Below are 17071 nucleotides of genomic sequence, written 5' to 3' on the forward strand. Positions count from 1 at the left end.
ATTGGTGAGGAATAGCACGGCGTGTTTTTTCGGTTAAGCAGCCGCGATGGCGCCACGACCGGGCAGACCAATGAAATTGCCGCGGAAATAGAGCATGGGCTCCGCGTCCTCGTCGAATTGCGCACCACGCACGAGGCCCACGAAAATCGTATGCGACGCATAGTCCAGCGATTCGACGAGCTCGCATTCGAGACTGGCGAGCGCCGCGTTCATGACCGGCGCGCCGATCACGCCGACCGACCAGCCATCATCGAAGCGAGCCTCGCCCTTGAGGCCCGTTTGGCCGGAAAACTTGAGCGCTGCCTCGGTCTGCCCGTCGCGCAGCAGATTCACCGAGAACGACGCCGTTTCGCGGATCAACGGGTGCGCGCTCGCGTTGTGGTTCACGCAGACAATGACGGTCGGCGGCGAATCCGACAACGAGCAGAACGCGGTGGCCGTCAAGCCGGTCCGGTTGCCGGGCACGCCGGTCGCAATGATGACGGGGGCACCGGCGTGATTTCTCATCAGTTGGCGATAGTCCTGCCGTTCCATGACGTGCCTCCGGATTCAGTGCGCGCCGTATGCGCGTTTCCACTCATGCGCCGCCGGCTTCGACAGCCCGAGGTTTTCCCGCAACGTGGCGCCTTCGTAGTCGGCGTGGAACAGCCCGCGGCGCTGGAGTTCGGGCACGACGTGCAGGACGAAGTCGGCATAGGTACCCGGCATATGCGTTGCCGCAAGCACGAAACCATCGCACGCACCCGATGTGAACCACTCCTCCATCTGATCCGCGATGTCGCCCGCGCTGCCCACGAACGTGGGAAATTCGTCGGTCGTACCGCGACGGCTGTAGTGCAAAAAGTCCGCGAGCGTCGGGTTCTTCACACCGCTTGCCGTGATCACGCGATCGAGAATCGCACGCAGGCCGCTCACGGCCTGCAACTCTTCCTCGCTGAACGGTTCGTCCATGCGCTTGCGCGACAGATCGAAGTTCAGCGCCTCCGAGAGCAATGCGAGCGCGTCGATCGGCCGAACCAACGCATCGATCGCCGCCTTCTTGTCTTCGGCCTCGGCGTAGCTTTCGCCGACGATCGCGTACACGGCTGGCGCGATCCTGACCGAACGCGGATCGCGACCTTGCGCGGCCACCTTGTTCTTGAACGCCGCGTACGAGCGGCGCGCGACCTCGATGTCCGGGTAGATCACGAAGACGAGATCGCCCCAGCGCGCGGCGAAGTCGCTGCCGCGCCCGCTTTGTCCCGCTTGGATCAGCACCGGATGCCCCTGCGGCGAGCGCGGCACGGTGAACGGCCCGCGCGATTTGAACCACTCGCCCGTGTGATCGAGCCGATGCACGCGCGACGAATCCGCGAATTGGCCGGTCTCCTTATCGCCGAGGATCGCGCCCTCCTCCCACGTGCTCCAGTGCCCCTGCACCACGCGCAGGAATTCATCCGCGCGGTCGTAACGAAGATCGTGCGCAAGGTGCGCTGAATGACCGAAGTTCAGCGCCTCGGAGTCGTTCAGCGACGTGACGACATTCCACGCCGCACGGCCTTCCGTGAGCAAATCGAGCGTGGCAAACACGCGCGCCACATGAAACGGCTCGTAGTAAGTGGTCGAATACGTCGCACCGAGGCCCAGCCGCTTGGTTGCTAACCCCATCGTCAGCAACACGGAAGCGGCATCGAGCTTGACGGCCCGCACGCCGTTTTCCACGACGTCGCGAAAGCTGTCGCCGTAGCGATCGGGCAGTGCAAGCCGGTCGTCGAAAAAAGCCAGATGAAACTTGCCATGCTCGAGTATGCGTGCAATGTCCTGATAGTAAGCGGCACTCATATAGTCGGATCGCGTCTCGGGATGCCGCCACGAGGCAACGAGATTCGAGCAGTTCTGGGCCTGAAGAAAGGCCACGAGCGTCATGGAGTCGGTCGGAGAAGGGGACATGAAATAAAAATGCTTCGGGTTGTCGTGAAGCGGATCTTAGAATTGCGGGCGGCACGACTCAATTGAAATAGACTTAGCCATTATTCAGATTTTCTGAACCCCAAGATCTCGCCGAGGAACAAGGGCCATGAACATCAACCTCAAGTTACTGTCGACCTTTCTGGCCGTGGCCGAAAAGGAAAGCTTTGCCAAGGCGGCGACAGCGACCAATCGGTCGCTTCCCGCGGTGAGCATGCAGATCAAGCAACTCGAGGATCAGCTTGGCGTCGCCGTGTTTCAACGCACCACGCGCAAAGTCGTGCTGACGGCCGAAGGAGAAGACCTGCTGATCAGCGTGCGCCGCGCAATGGCTGAGCTCGACGCGGGACTCGCGCGCGTGCAGCAGGCATCCGACATCCAGATCGGCCGCCTATCGATTGCCTGCATCCCAACGATCGCCGGCACTCGGCTGCCGGCTGTGCTCACGGCATTCGCCGCCGCCTTTCCCGGCATCACCGTGCAAGTACGGGAACTCGTAGTTCAAGCATTACTGGAATCGGTTCGCAAGCGCGAAGTGGATTGCGCGATCGGGCCGGTGCTGGACGATTGCGCCGATCTCGAATTCTCGCCCCTGTTCGAAGATCCTTATTGCGCGTTGCTTCCGGCGTCTTACGCACATGACGGCAAGGACACCATCACGCTCGCGCAAGTGATCCGGTGTGGTCCCTTGCTCAAGTTCTCGAATGCGACAGCGTTTCGCGACCACATCGACTCAGTCATCGAGGCGAGCGGCGTCACCGTCCGGAACAGCTACGAATTCGTGCAGGCATCGACGTTGATCGCGATGGCCGAGGCGGGCCTGGGTGTGGCCTTGCTGCCGCGCATCGCGATTCCGCGCACGACGTCGCTGCCGATGAGGCTCATCAAGCCGAAGTTAAAACGAACGATTGCGATCATCAGCGTACGTGGACATCGCCCGTCGCCCGCCGCCGGTCATTTCATTCGGATGTGTCATGAACGGATACCCCCGTCGGCGTCGGAATTGCCGGTACGGTGATTTCATGTCCAGACGATGGAGCATTCGCCCTTGGGTTCAACAGAACCGAAGTATGGCTTCGGCGACTTGTCGAGGCGCTTCGCGTTGCGGGAAGTGACCCACCCCGTCGAGCACCTGTCGCTCGTAGCGCCCTTGGAAGAACCGTTCCCGGCCCAGCGAACTGTCCGGATGATTGCAGGAATCCGCCGCGCCATGCAGTACCAGCGTGGGGACTGCCAGCACGGGAGCAGGAGTCAGACGCGGCTCGTCGTCGGCGTAGGCCGGGTCGCCCTCGACAAAAGCCCAACGGTGACGGTAGGAATGCAGCACGACTTCGGCCCAGTCGTCGCCCCGGAATGCCTCGGCCGCTTCGTCGAAATCAGCCTCGCTGTACCAGCCGAGCGGCGCCCAGGTGTCCCACATCTGACGCGTAAAGGTTTCGCGCGCTTCCTTGACGACGCGCGCGCCGCGCGGTGTTGCCATGAACCAGTGATACCAGTAGTTGCGTGCCTGCTGCAGACTGATCACCTGGTTCGGGTCGTTGGTGCCATAGCCGACGGAGAGCATCACCATATGCGACGCCACGCCCTCGTGCAGTCCGCACGCACTGGCGACTGCCCTGGCGCCCCAGTCATGGCCCACCAATACCGGATGCGTCAGGCCCAATACGTCCACGAACTCCAGCAGGTCGCGACCCAGCGCAGACAATTGGCCACTGCGCGGCGTTGCCGCATCGCGAAAACGCGTCGGTGCAAATCCCCGCAAAGCGGGCGCAACGACCCGGTAGCCGGCCTCGGCCAGGATCGGCGCAACGCCCTTCCAGCACGCCGGGCTGTCCGGCCAGCCGTGCAGCAGCAACGCGGTTCGCTGCCCATCCGGATTCCACTCGAGATAGGCGATGTCAAGACGCGAGGTGGTGGCGATGCGGTAGGCGCTCATGACGTCACTCCTGTGGATTGCGATGAGTACAAGCGTAGCTGGACGAATCATCATGATTGGTGAATAATTAATCATCATTGATGATGTTTCTCGTTCAATTGATCTCGTGACGTCGCGATGGATACCTTGCCTCTTGCGGGCGGCCTGCCGCTGGATACCGTGCTGCTGCGCACCTTCCTCGAAGTCGTGGACAGCGGCAGCTTTGCCACGGCTGCGGAGCGGCTGGCCCTCACGCCCTCGGCCGTCAGCGGGCACATCAAACGCCTGGAACACACCACCGGCGCTACCCTGCTGGCGCGCACCACGCGTCGTCTCGATCTCACCCAAGCCGGCGACACCCTATACGCCTATGGCCGGAACATCCTCGATCTGGAGCGCGAAGCGCGCGCGAAGCTGCTCGGCGCGCCGCTGAAAGGACGCCTACGGGTCGGCGCATCGGAAGACTTCGCCAGTACCTGGCTGCCTGATGTGCTGCAGCGCTTTCGTCGTTGGCATGCCGACGCGTCGATCGAGTTGAAGGTCGGCATTACGGCTGACTTGCTGCGCCAGCAAGAACGGGGCCGTCTCGACATCGTATTCGGCAAGCAGTGCAGCCGAGTGGAAGGCGCCGGCACGCTGCTTTGGGAAGAGCCGCTTGTCTGGGCGTTCGCCGCAGACCAATCACTGGAGGCGGACCAGCCATTGCCGCTGGCTGTGTTTCCAGAGCCTTGCATCTATCGAGAGTCGGCGATTTCGGCCGTAGGCAAAACAGCGCTAGCGTGGCGCATCGTGTTTGAAAGCAGCAGCATGGCGGCGTGTCGGGCCGCGGCTCTGTCGGGTTTTGCCGTTACGGTCGTTGCCCGCAGCCAGCTCTGCGAGGGCTTGCGCGAGCTGGGTATCGAAGATCGATTACCCGACCTGCCTGCCGCTCGCTTCTACGCTTTCACGCGCGACGACATTCCCGCCGGTGCCGCCCTGATTGACGCGGCGCGCAGGGTTGGCCAACACAGTCGATTCACGCGTCGACGATGACGAGCGTACCGTGGCTGCCCGGCAGGACCGCGTGAGCCGTGCCGGCCAGCGCAAGAAACATCTGACCTGCTTCCACGACGATCTTTTCCCCTTCGACCTGCAACATCAATTGTCCGTCGACCACGAGCAATCCTTCGTTGTAGTCGTGCGCTTCTTCCACATACGACTGCTCGTCCATCCGCAGGACTTTGATTTGCGCCACCCCGACGCGACCGACCACCGATGATTTCCAGGTGGTGGCCAACGCTTGGGCGGCGGACTTGAAATCGACTAACGGCATGCGCGGCTCCGAAAAGCGAACATTATCCGTGACGAGGCCGTCATCGTCCCGGTACGGTCACTCACGCAGCCACATGCACCGCCAAACCCGCTGCCCCCGGCAAGATGTCTTCTTTCAGCGTGCCTTCCGGAATGTGGTAATCCCCCGCGTTCTGCTGCCGGTACGGAATCGGCCTCGTGCTCCACAATTCATCCAGCCGACGCCCCAGTGCATCGCGCGTCTGCGCAAATCGCGCTTCATCCATCCGGCCCGTTCGATAAACGACGAACGGCGGCAATACATCGAAGCCCGGATAGAACAGCACCCCGTGATTGATCGGAAACAAGACGTCGTCGATCGGACCGTTGATACCTCGCGAGCTATAGTGCGGCTCCCACCCGCCCGCCGTCACGACGAGCATCGCGCGTTTGCCGGCCATCGAGCCCTCGCCGTAGCGATCGCCCCATCGCTTGTCGGAATGTTCTCCCACCCCGTAAGCGAAGCCGTAGGCGTACACGCGCTCCACCCAGCCTTTGAGAATCGCCGGCATCGAGAACCACCACAGCGGAAACTGCAAGATCACGGCATCGGCCCATTTGATCTTCTCCTGCTCGGCCGCGATATCCTCGCTTTGCGTCCCGTTCTCGAATGCATGCTTCGATGCGAGCGACGCGTGAAACGCCGAGCCGGGCACGTGATCGGTGCTGTCGTCGGCATCGATGGTGGCCTTCCATTTCATCGCGTAAAGATCGGAAACACGGACGGTGTGCCCGGCCTCTTCCAGTCGCTTTACCGAAAAATCCCTGAGCGCGCCGTTCAAAGACGTCGGTTCGGGATGCGCATAGACAAGCAGTACGTTCATGATGTCGATCTCCAGTGGGGTTGGAGACACAGTACGGCTCGCCACGCTATAGTAGAAATGAATTTCTGAAATTCTAGGTATTACTGTGGATAATCGCTTAAGAAGCCTCGATCTCAATCTGCTCGTCACGCTCGACGTGCTGCTTGCCGAGCAAAACGTCACACGTGCGGCGCAGCGGCTGCATTACTCGCAGCCGTCCGTCAGCGTCCAGCTTGCCAAGCTGAGAGACGTATTCGGCGATCCCTTGTTGTTGCCCGGGCCTCGCGGGATGCGCCCGACCAAGCGGGCCGAAGCACTGCGCGAGCCGCTGCGAGAAGCACTCGCCACGCTCGAGCGAGCCGTCGCGCCGGCTCGCCCGTTCGATCCGCTGCATGCGAATCAAACATGGAAACTGGCCGCGACCGACTACGCCGAATCGACGATCGTGCTACCGGCGCTGCAGCGCTTGCGCACGGCCGCGCCGGGCAGCCGGCTTGCCGTTGTCGAGATGGCCCCACCCCGGTTCGAGAAGCAAGCCGAGCAAGGCGAAATCGACGTCGCGTTTCACACGGCCGAGGGCGCGCCCGAAGGCCTGCGTCGACGCGTCCTGTTTGCCGAGCGATACGTGCTGGTCGGTCGCATCGATCATCCACGCTTGAAACGTCGACCCACGCTTGCGCAGTTCTGCAAACTCGAACACGTCATCGTGTCGCCCGACGGCGGCGGGTTTCACGGCGTGACCGACGAAGCCCTGCGAGCAGCCGGGCTCGCGCGCCACGTGGCACTCTCGGTCCCGCATTTCCTGTTTCTCATTGCCGCGCTCGTACGCACGGATCTCGTTGCGATGGCACCGTTTCGATTGGTGCAAGACAATCCCGCGCTGCGTATCGTAACGCCGCCGATAGACGTGCCCGGCTACGAAATGTGCATGCTCTGGCATGAACGCGCGCACCGCGATCCTGCTCATCAGTGGCTGCGAGAGCAGATCGTCGAGTCGGTGCGATGAGGATGAGGATCACCGCGAGGAACGCTGCGGCCACATCCGCACCGCCAGCGCCGCGAGCGAAGCCGTCACCGCCATCACGATCACGCCGGCCCATCCCCATTGCGTCAACATCGCGCTGCCGATCGCCGCTCCCGCAGCCATGCCGATGAACATGACGACGAACAACACCGCATTGAGCCGGCTGCGCGACGCGGGGTCGATGCCGTAGACGATCGTCTGATGCGCGATCAGCGTGGTCTGGAACCCGAGATCGAAGCCGACCGTCGTGATCGCAAGCAACACCAATTGGGCATGGGGCGGCAACACCAAGCCCAGGGCCATCGCCGCGAACGAGGCCATCGCGATGCCGATGCCGAGCCGCGTCACCACTTCGGGCCCACGACGATCGGCCAAGCGTCCCGCAATCGGAGCGCCGAGCGCGCCGGCCGCACCGGCCAGCCCGAACGCACCGGCCACGGCACTGCCGAGATGGAATGGCGAGCCGTGCAGCAAGACGGCCAGCGTCGACCAAAACCCGCTGAATCCCATCGCCAGTAGGCCTTGCGCCATGGCGGCACGACGCAGTGCCCGTTGATGTCGCCACAGATGGCCGAGCGAGGCGATCAAGGCGCGATACCGCAAATGCGTCGTCGGTTTGAACGACGGCAACCCGCGCCATGCCGCCGCGCCGATTGCCGCCACGCTGACAGCCGCCGCCACGAACATGGCGCGCCAACTGAAATTCGCCGCGACCACCCCGCTGACCACGCGCGAAAGCAAGATGCCGAGCAACAAGCCCGTCATCACCGTCCCCACGATCTTGCCGCGATGCGCGTCGGGCGCAAGCATCGCCGCCGCGGGCACGACGTCCTGCGCCATCGTTGCCGACAAACCGATCGCAAAGCTCGCTGCAAGCAGGCATCCGATCGACGGCGCGAGCGCCGCAAGCAGCAGCGCGCCGACGAGCGCCGCGGCCTTGGCAAGGATCACGCGGCGCCGATCGAAACGGTCGCCGAGCGGCGCCAATAGCAAAATCCCGAGTGCATAGCCTAGTTGAGTCAGCGTCGGCACCATCCCGACCGCGCTCGCCGACGCGCCCATATCCGACTCGAGAACGCCGAGCATCGGCTGGCAATAGTAGAGCGGTGCAACGCCGAGGCCGGCCGCGGCCGCAAGCAGCAGCACGAGGCGCGGATTCAGCGGCGTGGCAGCGTGGTGCTCGAAGGCTGCGCGATGCAGGCTCGCGGGCGCCGGTTGAAAAGTTTGCGGAGTGGACATGATCTAGTTCTCACATGCGGATCGAAGGAATGGACCCGAGTGTGACGTCCAAGATCGGATGCCGGTAGTACCGCCGCGCGCAGATTTGCTATACGCTGCACGTATGACCACAAAAACCCGTCGTCCCACTATCTCAAAAGGCAAAGCGCGCGCTTCCGATTTCTCGTTGGAGGGCGCGAGTCAGCGCTTCCAGCTTATGGAAACGTTCGTACGTATAGTCGAATCGGGCAATCTATCGGCCGCCGCGGCGCAGTTGCATACGACGCAGCCGACTGTCAGCCGTCGCTTGCAGGCGCTCGAACGATCGCTCGGCGTGCGCTTGCTGCAACGCTCGACGCATACGATGCGGTTGACGGTGGATGGGGAGCGTTGCTTCCAACGCGCCAAGGAATTGCTGGCAAGTTGGGCGTCGTTCGAAGCCGACGTACGCGGCGCGCAGGAGGAACCCGAAGGACTGCTGCGCGTGGCGGTACCGCATGCCTTCGGTCAACAAAGATTGGTCGAGCCGTTGGTGCGGTATTTGAACGACTATCCGCGCGTATCGGTCGAATGGCTGTTGCAGGACGACGTGCACGACTTCATCGCCAATGGCATCGATTGCGCGATTCAAGTAGGCGAGCCCAACGATCCGGCCGTCGTTGCAATCCGGCTGTCGAAGGTATCGCGCATCGTGGTCGGCTCGCCGTCTCTGCTCGAAAGAGGCCGCGTGCCGCAAGAGCCCGAGGAGCTCGTCGCTTTGCCTTGGCTGGCGCTACGAACGTATTACCGAACCGAGTTGACGCTGACACATGAAGACACGGGCGAGATGCGGCGCGTGCCCATGACGCCTCGTATCAGCACCGACAACCTGTACGCGCTGCGCAGCGCGGCCGTGCTGGGCATGGGGGTATGCGTAGGTTCGGCCTGGCTGCTTGCCGACGATCTCGCCGGCAAGCGCCTGATCCAACTCGCACCGAAGTGGCAAGCCGCGGCGCTACCCGTCTACCTCATTTATCCGCACGCGCAGTTCTATCCGTCGAGACTGCAACGGTTTATCGATTTGATGCGCGACGCCGTGCCCCTCGTGATGGCCAGCGCTTAGCGTCGCAGGTTCACGCGTACTCGTACACGCCGCGGCCCGTCTTACGACCGAGGCGTCCCGCCGCCACGAGTTCGCGCAGCAGCAGGCACGGACGGTACTTCGGATCGCCGAGGTCTTTGACGAAGACTTCCATCACCGATAGGCACACGTCGAGCCCGACCAAATCGGCCAGCGCGAGCGGGCCTATCGGATGATTGGCGCCGAGCCGCATGCCTTCGTCGATTTCTTCCGCCTTGGCCACGCCCTCCGCCAACACGAAGAACGCTTCGTTGATCATCGGCACGAGAATGCGGTTGACGACGAAGCCAGGGCTGTTGCGCACGCCGATCGGCGACTTGTCGAGCCGGGCGACGACTTCGCTGACCGACGCGGCCGTCGCATCGCTCGTTTGCAGGCCGCGAATGATTTCGACGAGCTGCAGCAACGGCACCGGATTGAAGAAGTGCATGCCGATGAAGCGCGAAGGCGCCTTCAGCGAGGCGGCCAGTGCGGTAATCGAGATCGACGACGTGTTGGACGCGATGAGCGTGCTCGTCGGCACGATCGTTTCGATTTGCTTAAGTATCCGCGTCTTCAGTTCAAGATTTTCGGTGGCGGCCTCGACGACGAGATCGGCTTGCGCAAGACGTTGATAGTCGGTCGACGTTTCGATCCGCGCAAGTGCGGCATCGCGCGCGGCCGCATCGAGCTTTCCCTTCGCGACGAGGCGCTCGAGGCTCGAGCCGAGCGCAGCCATACCTTTGGCCAGCGCGGCGTCGGTCACGTCGATGAGAATGACCTTGAATCCCGACACCGCCGCTGTTTGTGCGATACCGTTGCCCATCGTTCCGGCGCCGATCACGCCCAATGTGTCGATTGTCATAGCTGCTCTCTTCTTTAGCGAAATGCGCGGCGCAAGTGCCGCACAGGCTCACTGCACGTTTTCGAAAATCGCGGCGATGCCCTGCCCGCCGCCGATGCACATCGTCACCAACGCATAACGTCCTCCGACGCGCCGCAATTCGTCGATCGCCTTGATCGTAATCACGGCACCCGTCGCGCCGATCGGATGACCCAGCGAAATGCCCGAGCCGTTCGGATTCACCTTGGCCGGATCGAAGCCGAGCTCACGCGTGACCGCGCATGCCTGCGCGGCGAACGCTTCATTGGCCTCGACCACGTCGATGTCGCCGACGCAGAGCCCCGCCCGCTGCAGTGCGAGCCGCGTGGCCGGCACAGGGCCGATACCCATGTGCAGCGGATCGACGCCCGCATGCGCGTAGGCCACCAGACGCGCCATCGCCTTCACGCCGCGACGCTGCGCCGCTTCACGCGACATCAGCAGCACAGCCGCTGCCGCATCGTTGATACCCGATGCATTGCCTGCCGTCACCGTCCCGTTCTGGCGGTCGAACACGGGCTTGAGCGGCGCGAAATCGTCGAGCGTCGCACCCAGGCGCACGTGCTCGTCTGTATTGAACACGACGTCCTTCCCTTTGACGCGGCGCGTGATCGGCACGATTTGCCGCGCAAAGCGGCCTTCGGCAATGGCACGCTCGGCGCGCCGGTGCGATTCCAGTGCAAGCGCGTCTTGGTCCGCGCGCGAGATGCCGAATTTGCGGGCGACGTTCTCGGCCGTCACGCCCATCGGCACCGCATGGAACGGATCGTTGAGCGCACCGAGCATCATGTCGATCATGCGCACGTCGCCCATGCGCGCGCCGAAGCGCGCGTCCGGCACGATGTACGGCGCGCGGCTCATGTTTTCCGCGCCACCGCCGATCGCGACTTCGGCATCGCCGAGCAAGATCGTTTGCGCCGCGGACACGATCGCCTGCAACCCCGAGCCGCACAAACGATTCACGTTGAACGCGGGCGTGGTTTCGGGAATGCCCGCGTCGATGGCGGCCACGCGCGACAGGTAGAAGTCCTTCGGCTCCGTCGCAATCACATTGCCGAACACGACGTGATCGACATGGGCCGCCTCGACGCCGGCGCGCGCCAGCGTTTCGCGCACGACGATCGTCGCGAGCTCGGTCGGCGCGAAATCCTTCAGGCTACCGCCGAATTTGCCGACGGCGGTGCGAACACCGCCTACAACGACCACTTCCTTATTCATACGTTCTCCTAAATGATTCGTCTATGGCCACTAGCTACATGTTCGAGTAATTGGGCCCACCGCCGCCTTCCGGTGCAACCCATACGATGTTTTGCGTGGGGTCTTTGATGTCGCAGGTCTTGCAATGCACGCAGTTCTGCGCGTTGATTTGCAACCGCTCGCCCGCGCCCTCGTCCGCAACGAACTCGTAGACGCCAGCCGGGCAATACCGGCTCTCGGGACCCGCGTACGTTTTCAAATTGACTTGCACCGGCACGTGGGCATCTTTCAGCGTCAGGTGTGCGGGCTGATTTTCTTCGTGATTCGTATTGGAGAGGAACACCGAGGAAAGGCGGTCGAAGGTCAGCTTGCCGTCGGGCTTCGGATACGCGATCGGCTTGCACTGCGACGCATGCTTGAGCGTCTCGTGGTCCGAATGGCGATGGCGCAGCGTCCACGGCGTTTTGCCTTTGAGCAGCTTCTGCTCGAAGCCCACCATCAACGTGCCGACGTAGAGGCCCTTGCTCATCCAAGGCTTGAAATTGCGCCCCTTGTGCAGTTCCGCGTGCAGCCATGAACCGGCGAACGATCGCGGATAAGCAGCCAGCTCATCACCGTGCCGCCCGGCGTGCACCGCGTCGAACGCGGCATCGGCCGCGAGCATGCCTGTCTTGATCGCCGCGTGACTGCCCTTGATCCGCGATGCGTTCAAAAAACCCGCTTCGTCGCCCACGAGCGCGCCACCGGGAAACACGAGCTTGGGCAGCGATTGCAACCCGCCCGCCGTGATCGCCCGTGCGCCGTACGACACACGCTTGCCGCCTTCCAGGAAGCCGCGAATCGCCGGATGCGTCTTATAGCGCTGAAATTCCTCGAATGGAGACAGGTACGGATTGGAGTAGCCGAGCCCGACGACGAAACCGACGACGGCTTGGTTGTCGTCCATGTGGTAAAGAAACGACCCGCCGTACGTTTGCGCGTCCAATGGCCAGCCTGCCGTGTGAACGACGAGGCCGCTTTGATGCTTGGCCGGATCGATGTCCCAGACTTCTTTGATACCGATGCCATATACCTGGGGATCGGCACCATCGCGCAGCTTGAATGCCTCTTGCAATTGCCGACCGAGATGGCCACGCGTCCCCTCGCAAAACAGCGTGTATTTCGCGTGCAACTCCATGCCGCGCTGGAAATTCTCGGTCGGTTCACCGTCCTTGCCGATACCCATGTCGCCTGTCGCAACGCCTTTGACGCAGCCGTCTTCGCCGTACAGCACCTCGGAGGCGGCAAAGCCGGGAAAAATTTCGACGCCGAGTGCTTCGGCCTGCTGCCCGAGCCAGCGCGTGAAGTTCGCGAGGCTGATCACGTAGTTGCCGTGATTCTTGAAGCTGTCCGGCAGCATCCAATTCGGAACGGCCATCGCCCCCGTCTTCGAAAGGAACAAGAAGCGATCCTCGCTGACCTCGACGTTCAGGGGTGCGCCCTTTTCTTTCCAGTCGGGAATCAACTCGTCGAGCGCACGCGGGTCCATCACGGCCCCCGACACAATATGGGCGCCGATCTCGGAGCCTTTCTCGAGCACGCAGACGCCTAGCTCGACGCCTTCCTGCGCCGCACGCTGCTTCAAGCGAATCGCGGCCGACAGCCCCGCGGGACCACCACCAACGATCACCACGTCGTATTCCGTCGATTCGCGTTGCGAGACCACCGTCGTCATGCCCACCACTCCTTCATGCTTAGAATTGTTCGGAGTCCAAAGCAAGCAAGCCTTCGCCGCTCTTCGCACTCACGATCGACGTTTCGAGTGCCGTGGCATGCGACAGCAGATGCTCGGCGAAGAATCGCGCGGTCGCGATCTTCGCACCGAAGAACGACGGATCGTCGCCCTGCTTCGCGTGTGCGACGAGTGCGGCGCGCGCCATCTGCCAACCCGCGAGCACGAGGCCGGCGAGCATCAGATACGGCACGCTACCCACGAACACGGCGTTCGGATCAAGCTTGCCCTGCTCGACGACGAACTCGACCACGCGAGCCAATGCGTGCCGGCCGGCTTCCAATTGCGTCGCAATGGAAACCAACGAACGGTCGTCGTGCAACTTCAACACGTCGACCGTTTTATCGATTTCGCGCAGCAGAGCTTGTGCCACGGCGCCTCTATCGCGCAGCGTCTTGCGCCCTACCAGGTCGTTCGCTTGAATGGCCGTCGTGCCTTCGTAGATCGGCAGAATCCGCGCATCGCGGTAGTACTGCGCCGCACCCGTCTCCTCGATGAAGCCCATCCCGCCGTGCACCTGCACCCCGAGGCTCGTCACCTCCAGCGACATCTCCGTGCTCCACCCCTTCACGATCGGCACCAAGTATTCGTAGATCGCTTGATGCTCGGCGCGCACGCGCTCGTCCGCATGCCGATGCGCGATGTCGCTATGTGCCGCCGCCACGTAGCCCAGCGCCCGCGCCCCTTCGGTCAGCGCGCGCATCGTCGCCAGCATCCGGCGTACGTCGGGGTGATGAATGATCGTCACCGATTGCTTGGCCGTGCCGTCCACCGGCCGGCTCTGCACCCTCTCCTTCGCATACGCCACCGCCTTCTGATACGCCCGATCGGCCACCGCCACGCCTTGCATGCCTACCGCAAAGCGCGCCGCGTTCATCATGATGAACATGTACTCGAGGCCGCGATTCTCCTCGCCGATCAGATAGCCGAGCGCCCCGCCGTGGTCGCCGAACTGCAGCACCGCCGTCGGGCTCGCCTTGATCCCCAGCTTGTGCTCGATCGACACGCAATGCACGTCGTTGCGCTCGCCCAGCGCGCCGTCCTCCCCGATCAGAAACTTCGGCACGATGAACAACGAAATCCCTTTCACGCCTTCAGGCGCATCCGGCGTGCGCGCCAACACGAGATGGACGATGTTCTCGGCCATGTCGTGCTCGCCCCACGTGATGAAGATCTTCGTGCCGAACACGCGGTACGTGCCATCGCCCTGCGGCTCGGCGCGCGTGCGCACGAGCGCCAGGTCCGAGCCCGCCTGCGGCTCGGTCAGGTTCATCGTGCCCGTCCACTCGCCCGAGATCAGCTTGGGCACATAGCGCTGCTTCTGCGCTTCGCTGCCGGCCGTGAGCAGCGCTTCGATCGCACCGTCGGTCAGCAGCGGACACAGCGCGAACGACAGATTCGACGCGTTGAGCATTTCGATGCACGGCGTCGCGATCAGCTTCGGCAAGCCTTGCCCCTCGTATTCCACGGGATGCTGCACGCCCTGCCAGCCGCCCTCGACGAATTGGCGGAACGCCTGTTTGAAGCCGGGCGACGCCGTCACGACGCCCTCCTTCCAACTGCTCGGATTGCGATCGCCCTCGACGTTCAACGGCGCTAGCACTTCCTCGCACAGCTTGGCCGACTCTTCCAACACCGCTTGCGCCGTATCGATCCCGGCATCTTCGAAACCGGGGAGATCGGCAACCTCGGCCAACCCGGCCAACTCCTTCAGCGCGAACAGCATGTCCTTGATCGGGGCGGTGTAGCTCATGGCGGCCTGTCCAAATGAATGAAAGAAACGAGGGCGGCGCGGTATGACAAACATGGCCACGCTGCAATGATTTGGAATAGATCGTAGCGAGAAATCGCCGCCGCAGGCTGGCTAAACCGGCCCACCTACTGACAAATCTGGCCATGACATTGGCGTTATCGCACGATCGGACCAGCGCGAGGACGGCGAAGCGACTACGGACAAGATAAGGCTAGGCCCGACGTCGATAGGTCCCCGGTGTGCTGCCGGTCCAATGCCGGAATGCCCGATGAAAGGCGCTGGGGTCATCGAAGCCGATGTCGCCCGCAATCTTCGTGATCGTTGCTTCTGTTTCGGTGAGCCGCTGGATGGCGATGTCGCGCCGAAGCTCGTCCTTCAATGCCTGAAATGTCGTCTCTTCACCCGCCAGGCGTCGGCAAAGCGTCCGGACGGAACAGTGCAGGTTCGACGCGGCTTGCTCGATCGTGGGCAGGTCGGGCAACTGCGCAGCGAGGTATTGACGCACACGATGGCTGACCAATTGTTCGCTGAACGAACCGAAGATCCAATCTCCAGGCGCGCGCACCAGAAACTTGTGCAAGTTGCGTTTGCTCTGCCGAATCGGCATGTCCAGATACGCCGCGCTGAAGCGCATCATCGTACCGTCGCAATCGAACTGAACGGGGCCTGAAAAAAAGTAACGATGATCGAGCGCATGAGCGGGCCGCGGGCACGCGAGATCGACTTGCAAGAGCGGGATGTTCTGGCCGATGAGCCAAGACGACACGCCATGAACGAGTTTGAGCATCAGTTCGTGCCCCAACGGGCCGATGCGATGGAACTCGGGGTTCGGAAGCAGCGACAGTTGAGCGACGGGCCCGGTACGACGCGACTCCAGACGAAAGTCATCGAGCACGATATGGAAAAACTGGCAGAAGCGATGAAGCGCTGTCTCGAGGTTACGCGCATCGAGCAGGCTCAAGCAAAGAAACTTCAACGTTCCGCTGCGCAGCGGCCGGCTGAAAAAGCCCGGCATCTCGTTGTCGAGTGCAATCGCGAGCGCTCGGTACAACGTCGAAAATTGCTCTTCGGTCACGCGTGCGCCCGGTTCGGCCAGCAGTTCTTGCGCAATGCCCGCCTCATCCAAGTAGCGACGAATCGTCTCCGGGCGCGCTTGCGCACCCGCGAGAAAAACCTTCACGAGGGAGATCGGCACGGTTGCGCTCGGCGGCTCAGGCGCCGAGGGCGGCGGAACCGAGCCCGGATCGTCGACGGGAAGTCGGTGCATAGGCGGCTATCATATCAGCGCCCCCGTCAAGCCCGTCGCGCCTGAATGCGCTCGACTCGGCGCTCGGCAAAGGCTGCCGATGCGCGCCTGCCGCACGAAGCCGAGCGACTCGTAGAGCCGAATCGCGTGATAGGTTTCATCGGCAACGATCACGAGGCGATCGCGCGCGCCGGCCGTGCGCTTGACGACTTCCGTCAACAGCGTCCGGCAAATACGCTTGTTGCGCTGATCTTCGCGCGTGACGATCGACTGAAAGCGGCCGATAGGGCCGAAGAAGAACAAGCCCAAACTTCCGACCAGTTCTCCGTCGACGAACGCGCCCCACCAATTGCCCCACTGCCGCTCGATCAGGCGCCGATAAGCCGAGCGCTGGAATTGGACGCATCGAAGGGACACTTCGCCCGTCGGATCGGGCATTTCCGTGAGCGAAAGACGCGCCCAATCGTCCCAATCGCGATCCGACTCGAAGAGCCTCACCTGCACCGCATCGTTGATTGCAGTCGAACGCAGTGCATGGCTCTCGGCAACGAGTACGCTGCATATCGATTGGTCGTAACCGTGAGCGGCATACTCATCGAGGTCGATGGACGCGCCTTCCTCCTCGGGCCACGCGAAGCTGCGGTGCGCAATCGTGGGCGGTGCGCCGACGAGTCGCGCGAACTCGCTCTCCAATCGTCGGCGGTCCTCTTGCGCGGGCCGCCCTTCGAGGACGAGCATGTTCCCGGAAAAATAGTCGGGCGCGTTCGGCGTGCGCATGACGATATAAGGCGCCTCATGCGACACGGTGCCAATTTCAGCATGCAACAGTAGATCCGTGGCCAACCCCAAGTTTTCTTGTATTTGTCGTTGCATTCGTCAATCCCAC

Annotated in this window: 16 protein-coding genes; 4 read left to right on the forward strand and 12 right to left on the reverse strand. The window is 62.7% G+C overall.

The window, feature by feature from the left end; all coding sequences use genetic code 11:
- Positions 1-33 precede the first annotated feature (33 nt).
- On the reverse strand, positions 34-534 hold the full coding sequence (locus J3485_RS24645; protein WP_206956945.1) for a flavin reductase family protein: 501 nt from the start codon (positions 532-534) through the stop codon (positions 34-36).
- Positions 535-549: 15 nt separating this feature from the next.
- Positions 550-1929 carry an LLM class flavin-dependent oxidoreductase gene (locus J3485_RS24650; RefSeq protein ID WP_206956946.1) on the reverse strand — a complete coding sequence of 460 codons (1380 nt, stop codon included), beginning with the start codon at positions 1927-1929 and terminating at the stop codon, positions 550-552.
- A gap of 127 nt (positions 1930-2056) precedes the next feature.
- Here J3485_RS24650 and J3485_RS24655 point away from each other — a divergent pair, with 127 nt between their 5' ends.
- A complete protein-coding gene (locus tag J3485_RS24655; RefSeq protein ID WP_206956947.1) occupies positions 2057-2965 on the forward strand; it encodes a LysR family transcriptional regulator in 909 nt (302 codons plus the stop codon).
- Positions 2966-3001: 36 nt separating this feature from the next.
- Here J3485_RS24655 and J3485_RS24660 read toward each other — a convergent pair whose 3' ends face one another.
- On the reverse strand, positions 3002-3883 hold the full coding sequence (locus J3485_RS24660) for an alpha/beta fold hydrolase (RefSeq protein ID WP_206956948.1): 882 nt from the start codon (positions 3881-3883) through the stop codon (positions 3002-3004).
- A gap of 117 nt (positions 3884-4000) precedes the next feature.
- Between J3485_RS24660 and J3485_RS24665 the strand changes: the two genes are divergently transcribed.
- Positions 4001-4894: a LysR substrate-binding domain-containing protein gene (locus tag J3485_RS24665; RefSeq protein ID WP_206956949.1), complete on the forward strand. Its 894-nt coding sequence runs from the start codon at positions 4001-4003 to the stop codon at positions 4892-4894.
- Here the strand turns inward: J3485_RS24665 and J3485_RS24670 are convergent.
- Both J3485_RS24670 and J3485_RS24675 read right to left on the reverse strand, forming a co-directional pair.
- Complete coding sequence (locus tag J3485_RS24670) at positions 4878-5174, reverse strand: cupin domain-containing protein (protein ID WP_206956950.1); 297 nt, start codon at positions 5172-5174, stop codon at positions 4878-4880. The genes J3485_RS24665 and J3485_RS24670 overlap by 17 nt on opposite strands.
- A 61-nt stretch (positions 5175-5235) precedes the next feature.
- Positions 5236-6015: an NAD(P)H-dependent oxidoreductase gene (locus J3485_RS24675; RefSeq protein ID WP_206956951.1), complete on the reverse strand. Its 780-nt coding sequence runs from the start codon at positions 6013-6015 to the stop codon at positions 5236-5238.
- 70 nt (positions 6016-6085) lie between these two features.
- Here J3485_RS24675 and J3485_RS24680 point away from each other — a divergent pair, with 70 nt between their 5' ends.
- On the forward strand, positions 6086-7000 hold the full coding sequence (locus J3485_RS24680; protein ID WP_206958354.1) for a LysR family transcriptional regulator: 915 nt from the start codon (positions 6086-6088) through the stop codon (positions 6998-7000).
- A gap of 9 nt (positions 7001-7009) precedes the next feature.
- On the opposite strand, the gene J3485_RS24685 is transcribed toward J3485_RS24680, so the two are convergent.
- Positions 7010-8257, reverse strand: a complete 1248-nt coding sequence (locus J3485_RS24685; protein ID WP_206956952.1) for an MFS transporter — start codon at positions 8255-8257, stop codon at positions 7010-7012.
- Between the two features lie 103 nt (positions 8258-8360).
- Between J3485_RS24685 and J3485_RS24690 the strand changes: the two genes are divergently transcribed.
- Positions 8361-9338: a LysR family transcriptional regulator gene (locus J3485_RS24690; protein WP_206956953.1), complete on the forward strand. Its 978-nt coding sequence runs from the start codon at positions 8361-8363 to the stop codon at positions 9336-9338.
- 10 nt (positions 9339-9348) lie between these two features.
- Here J3485_RS24690 and J3485_RS24695 read toward each other — a convergent pair whose 3' ends face one another.
- The 6 genes from J3485_RS24695 to J3485_RS24720 form a co-directional block, all read right to left on the reverse strand.
- Positions 9349-10200, reverse strand: coding sequence for a 3-hydroxybutyryl-CoA dehydrogenase (locus tag J3485_RS24695; protein WP_206956954.1), 852 nt, complete (start codon positions 10198-10200; stop codon positions 9349-9351).
- Positions 10201-10248: 48 nt separating this feature from the next.
- Positions 10249-11436, reverse strand: a complete 1188-nt coding sequence (locus J3485_RS24700; protein WP_206956955.1) for an acetyl-CoA C-acyltransferase family protein — start codon at positions 11434-11436, stop codon at positions 10249-10251.
- Positions 11437-11470: 34 nt separating this feature from the next.
- Positions 11471-13129, reverse strand: a complete 1659-nt coding sequence (locus J3485_RS24705) for an electron transfer flavoprotein-ubiquinone oxidoreductase (RefSeq protein ID WP_206956956.1) — start codon at positions 13127-13129, stop codon at positions 11471-11473.
- A gap of 19 nt (positions 13130-13148) precedes the next feature.
- Positions 13149-14939: an acyl-CoA dehydrogenase gene (locus J3485_RS24710; protein ID WP_206956957.1), complete on the reverse strand. Its 1791-nt coding sequence runs from the start codon at positions 14937-14939 to the stop codon at positions 13149-13151.
- Between the two features lie 211 nt (positions 14940-15150).
- On the reverse strand, positions 15151-16206 hold the full coding sequence (locus J3485_RS24715; RefSeq protein ID WP_206956958.1) for an AraC family transcriptional regulator: 1056 nt from the start codon (positions 16204-16206) through the stop codon (positions 15151-15153).
- A gap of 9 nt (positions 16207-16215) precedes the next feature.
- Positions 16216-17058, reverse strand: coding sequence for a GNAT family N-acetyltransferase (locus J3485_RS24720; RefSeq protein WP_206956959.1), 843 nt, complete (start codon positions 17056-17058; stop codon positions 16216-16218).
- Between the last annotated feature and the right edge of the window lie 13 nt (positions 17059-17071).

It is taken from the genome of Trinickia acidisoli (genome assembly GCF_017315725.1).
Taxonomy (GTDB): Bacteria; Pseudomonadota; Gammaproteobacteria; order Burkholderiales; family Burkholderiaceae; genus Trinickia; species Trinickia acidisoli.

Bases quoted from the DNA above. Each gene is read 5' to 3' on its own strand.
- J3485_RS24645 (WP_206956945.1), bottom strand. From the start codon at position 534: ATGGAACGGCAGGACTATCGCCAACTGATGAGAAATCACGCCGGTGCC.
- J3485_RS24650 (WP_206956946.1), bottom strand. From the start codon at position 1,929: ATGTCCCCTTCTCCGACCGACTCCATGACGCTCGTGGCCTTTCTTCAG.
- J3485_RS24655 (WP_206956947.1), top strand. From the start codon at position 2,057: ATGAACATCAACCTCAAGTTACTGTCGACCTTTCTGGCCGTGGCCGAA.
- J3485_RS24660 (WP_206956948.1), bottom strand. From the start codon at position 3,883: ATGAGCGCCTACCGCATCGCCACCACCTCGCGTCTTGACATCGCCTAT.
- J3485_RS24665 (WP_206956949.1), top strand. From the start codon at position 4,001: ATGGATACCTTGCCTCTTGCGGGCGGCCTGCCGCTGGATACCGTGCTG.
- J3485_RS24670 (WP_206956950.1), bottom strand. From the start codon at position 5,174: ATGCCGTTAGTCGATTTCAAGTCCGCCGCCCAAGCGTTGGCCACCACC.
- J3485_RS24675 (WP_206956951.1), bottom strand. From the start codon at position 6,015: ATGAACGTACTGCTTGTCTATGCGCATCCCGAACCGACGTCTTTGAAC.
- J3485_RS24685 (WP_206956952.1), bottom strand. From the start codon at position 8,257: ATGTCCACTCCGCAAACTTTTCAACCGGCGCCCGCGAGCCTGCATCGC.
- J3485_RS24690 (WP_206956953.1), top strand. From the start codon at position 8,361: ATGACCACAAAAACCCGTCGTCCCACTATCTCAAAAGGCAAAGCGCGC.
- J3485_RS24695 (WP_206956954.1), bottom strand. From the start codon at position 10,200: ATGACAATCGACACATTGGGCGTGATCGGCGCCGGAACGATGGGCAAC.
- J3485_RS24700 (WP_206956955.1), bottom strand. From the start codon at position 11,436: ATGAATAAGGAAGTGGTCGTTGTAGGCGGTGTTCGCACCGCCGTCGGC.
- J3485_RS24705 (WP_206956956.1), bottom strand. From the start codon at position 13,129: ATGACGACGGTGGTCTCGCAACGCGAATCGACGGAATACGACGTGGTG.
- J3485_RS24710 (WP_206956957.1), bottom strand. From the start codon at position 14,939: ATGAGCTACACCGCCCCGATCAAGGACATGCTGTTCGCGCTGAAGGAG.
- J3485_RS24715 (WP_206956958.1), bottom strand. From the start codon at position 16,206: ATGCACCGACTTCCCGTCGACGATCCGGGCTCGGTTCCGCCGCCCTCG.
- J3485_RS24720 (WP_206956959.1), bottom strand. From the start codon at position 17,058: ATGCAACGACAAATACAAGAAAACTTGGGGTTGGCCACGGATCTACTG.